This is a genomic window from Caproiciproducens sp. MSJ-32 (assembly GCF_018918055.1).
Classification (GTDB): domain Bacteria; phylum Bacillota; class Clostridia; order Clostridiales; family Clostridiaceae; genus Clostridium.
Window position 1 is genome coordinate 1 of the sequence record NZ_JAHLPS010000111.1, and the last position, 3,577, is coordinate 3,577.

The 3,577-nt window shown below is 28.3% G+C and carries 3 protein-coding genes; 1 reads left to right on the forward strand and 2 read right to left on the reverse strand.

Annotation, left to right across the window (positions count from 1 at the left end; all coding sequences use genetic code 11):
* Window positions 1-318 precede the first annotated feature (318 nt).
* Window positions 319-798, reverse strand: a complete 480-nt coding sequence (gene rlmH / locus KQI16_RS11685) for a 23S rRNA (pseudouridine(1915)-N(3))-methyltransferase RlmH (protein ID WP_216434643.1) — start codon at window positions 796-798, stop codon at window positions 319-321.
* Window positions 799-1,047: 249 nt separating this feature from the next.
* Between rlmH and KQI16_RS11690 the strand changes: the two genes are divergently transcribed.
* A complete protein-coding gene (locus KQI16_RS11690; protein WP_216434644.1) occupies window positions 1,048-1,770 on the forward strand; it encodes a GNAT family N-acetyltransferase in 723 nt (240 codons plus the stop codon).
* A 92-nt stretch (window positions 1,771-1,862) separates the two neighbouring features.
* On the opposite strand, the gene KQI16_RS11695 is transcribed toward KQI16_RS11690, so the two are convergent.
* Complete coding sequence (locus KQI16_RS11695) at window positions 1,863-3,185, reverse strand: APC family permease (RefSeq protein WP_216434645.1); 1,323 nt, start codon at window positions 3,183-3,185, stop codon at window positions 1,863-1,865.
* Between the last annotated feature and the right edge of the window lie 392 nt (window positions 3,186-3,577).

Below are 3,577 nucleotides of genomic sequence, written 5' to 3' on the forward strand. Positions count from 1 at the left end.
TTGTGTTTTGTTTTTTGTAATTATATTTTAACACTAAAAAGGGATGATTTCTTTTTAATTTTTTTGAACAAAAAATCCTTTAATTTCAATGCCTTTCGGCATTACTTGCCGAATCCAAGATAATTATAAAAATTTTTTCAATGCTATAGATTCTGAAAAACAAATTCTAATTTTCTCAAGTAGTGAAAAATGAAGAATCTATAAATAAAATTAAAATACCCAACAAAAATTCAAACTTTAGATTTTTGTAAGTTTCATTGCAAAAATTAAAGCACACCTATCGTCCATTTATATATCCAATTCTATCCAAAACCTCATTTATTTATGATACGGTTCATTCTTCATTATTCTAAAAGCTCTATATATTTGCTCTAATAACATTACTCTAAATAATTGATGTGGAAAAGTCATTTTAGAAAAACAAAGCTTATAATTTGATCTACTAATTACCTTTTTAGATAAACCCAGACTTCCCCCTATTACAAAAGCTATATTAGAATTGCCCATAACACCTAAGTTTTCTATATAATTTGCAAATTCCTCTGAAGTCATTTCCTTTCCCTTAAGGTCTAAAGCAATTACAAACATATTATCTTTTATTTTAGATAATATTAAATCGCCTTCTTTATCTTTTACTTGAAGCTCTTCCTTTTCACTTGCATTATCTGGTGTTTTCTCGTCTGCTAGTTCTATTATTTCTAATTTGCAGTATCTTAATAATCTTTTTGAGTATTCATCTATGGCTTCTTTTAAATATTTCTCTTTTAATTTTCCTACTGATATTATTGTTATATTCATTACATCCTCCAATATATTTCTTTAGCCGTTATATTTATAACTTTAGCTTAAACTTTTCATTGTTAAAAATACAAAAAATCTGTTTATAGCAAATTAATTGTACCATAAATAGATTTTTCTTAAAATTATCTCATTTCTAATGTTTCATTTAGCTTACTGAAAGCTTTATAGAATTATAAATATATTGATTTTAATCCGTTTTTTGCTACATAATTAAAGTAAAGAAATATTTATAAGGAGATTTTAATTATGGTCGTTTATAAAAAGTGTTCTGAAGTAAGTATGGATTTAATATTCGATGCTTTTAGTATTGGATTTTCTGACTATATTATAAAACTATCAATGAACAAAGAAGATTTTATAAAAAGATTCTTTGGGCCTGAAGGGAATTCTATAGAACTATCACATATAGCATTAGACTGTGATAAACCTATTGGTGTACTTTTGGCTGGTATTAAAATTTGGGATGGTATTAAAACCTTGCGTTGTGGAGCCTTAGCTATTCATCCAGAATATAGAAACAAAGGTATTGCTAGCAAGCTTATGTCTCTTCATAAAAAAACTGCTATAGAAAGTAATTGTAAGCAAATGTTCTTAGAAGTGATTGTTGGTAATGATAAAGCTATTAACTTTTATAAGAAAATAGGGTATGAAAAAATATATGATTTATCTTACTTTTTTCATGATAACCCATCAGAATTAAGGAATTTTGATAACTCTAATATAAATATAAAAGAAATTGATTTTAATAACTTTAAAGAGGCTATATATAATCATAAAGACTTTCATATAAACTGGCAAAGTGATTTAGATTATGTTGAAAAATTAGGCAATATAGTCTGCCTTGCTGCTTATGATAATGAAAAATTATCTATAGTTGTTCCAAATAATAATTATCTTGAAGGCTTCTTAAAACATATGAAATTTAAAAAGGATCCAATTTCTCAATATGAAATGTATATAACAATGTAAAAATAATTTTTATAGTCTTTATATTTTAAATAGAAAAAAGTTGATTTCAATTTATCGAAATCAACTTTTCTTGTTTATATATGTATGAAATATTATGAATTACTCATATGTTTTTTATTCATATAAATATATACTGGAAGACCTATAAGGGTTATTATTACACTTCCTAATGAAAGCATTGTTGCCGTAATAAATTGATTTAACACAACAAAAATACCACTTATTATTGCTAATATTGGAATTATAGGATATAACGGAACCTTATAACTACGTTTAATATCTGGTCTTTGCTTACGATAAACAATAACTGCTACAAATGTAAGGGTATAAAAAATCCATGAAGAAAACACTCCCAAGTCAGTGAGAAGATTATATTGTCCGGTAAGTGCAAAAATACAAGAAAGTGCCCCTGTAAATATAATCGAATTTGCTGGTGTTTGAGTCTTATTTAGTTTCGATAAGAATTTAAAAAATGGAAGCTTTCCTCCTTCAGCCATAGCATAAGTTACTCTTGATCCTGACATTAAAAATCCATTACAAGTTCCAAAACAAGAAATCATTATCCCAATAGTAATTAAAATAGATCCAAAATCCCCAAATATATGTCTTGCAACTAATGTTGCTGGCGCTGATGTTGCAGCTAATTGATCTGCTGGAATAACCCATAAATAAGCTAAATTTATTATAAAGTAAATAGCTGTAATAACAGATACCCCACCTACAATAGCTATTGGTAAATCACGTCCAGGATTCTTCATTTCTCCAGCAATAGCACCAACATTTGTCCATCCCTCAAAGGCAAAAAGAATAGCAACCATTAATGTTCCTAAAACGGTAATAGGGCTTAATCCCTCTCCTACCATTGGAGTAAACACTGTATTAGTTCCACTTCCCTTTATAAATCCAAAAACAATAATAAGCACTAAAGGAACAAGCTTACATATAGTAAATACAACCTGAACCCCTCCACCAACTTTAGAACTCATACAATTAAGAATAACTACAAAGATTAGAACAAATATTGCAACAGGAATTGTTACATTATTCTCTGTAAGTAAAGTTACTTGATCGGCAAATATAACAGCAAGTCCAGCTGCCATTGCAGGTAATGCAAGTACAACCTGCATCCATCCAGCTAGATATCCAACCCTCTCTCCAAATACTTCAGATAGATATTCAACCATTCCACCAGTTTTAGGGATAAGAATAGCTATTTCAGCAAAGGTAAGAGCAGCAGCTATACTTACCAAACCTGTTATTAGCCAAGCAATCATTCCAAGGCCAGGCTTCCCTCCAGTGGCAGTATATATAGCTTGCGGCTTAAAAAATATTCCTGATCCAATAACTGTACCAACAACCATAGTAATTGCCGTCATTATTCCAAAGGTCTTTTTCATAACTTGTTTATTTTCCATAAAAATCTCCTATAATTTACTTATTATTTCACATTTCAAAATTATATCACCAACTTTATAGCTATTCCATAATCTATTTTTATAGTTTTACATTTTTATCAAATCATTAATATATTTTATTATTCCTAGTATAAATCCATATTGATAAATAATATCATTATTTTAAACATGGGGCTGTCGCACTAAGTGATTAGTGCGTAGCTCCTTTTTTATGTAAAAAAATAAATCCCGAACTTCGAGAAGTAAGGGATTTATGGTAAAATATTAGTATGCTAAAACATAACATTTTACAAAAAAATTATACGCTTAATCAAAGATATTTTCAATTAAAACTTCCAATAAATATCGATTGTATGATCCCAGAAAATGATTCGGTGCGTTTGCTAAGTCAA

What these genes read in the sequence shown, in the direction of transcription:
- KQI16_RS11695 (WP_216434645.1), bottom strand. Translation starts at nt 3,185, where the DNA reads ATGGAAAATAAACAAGTTATGAAAAAGACCTTTGGAATAATGACGGCA.
- rlmH (WP_216434643.1), bottom strand. Translation starts at nt 798, where the DNA reads ATGAATATAACAATAATATCAGTAGGAAAATTAAAAGAGAAATATTTA.
- KQI16_RS11690 (WP_216434644.1), top strand. Translation starts at nt 1,048, where the DNA reads ATGGTCGTTTATAAAAAGTGTTCTGAAGTAAGTATGGATTTAATATTC.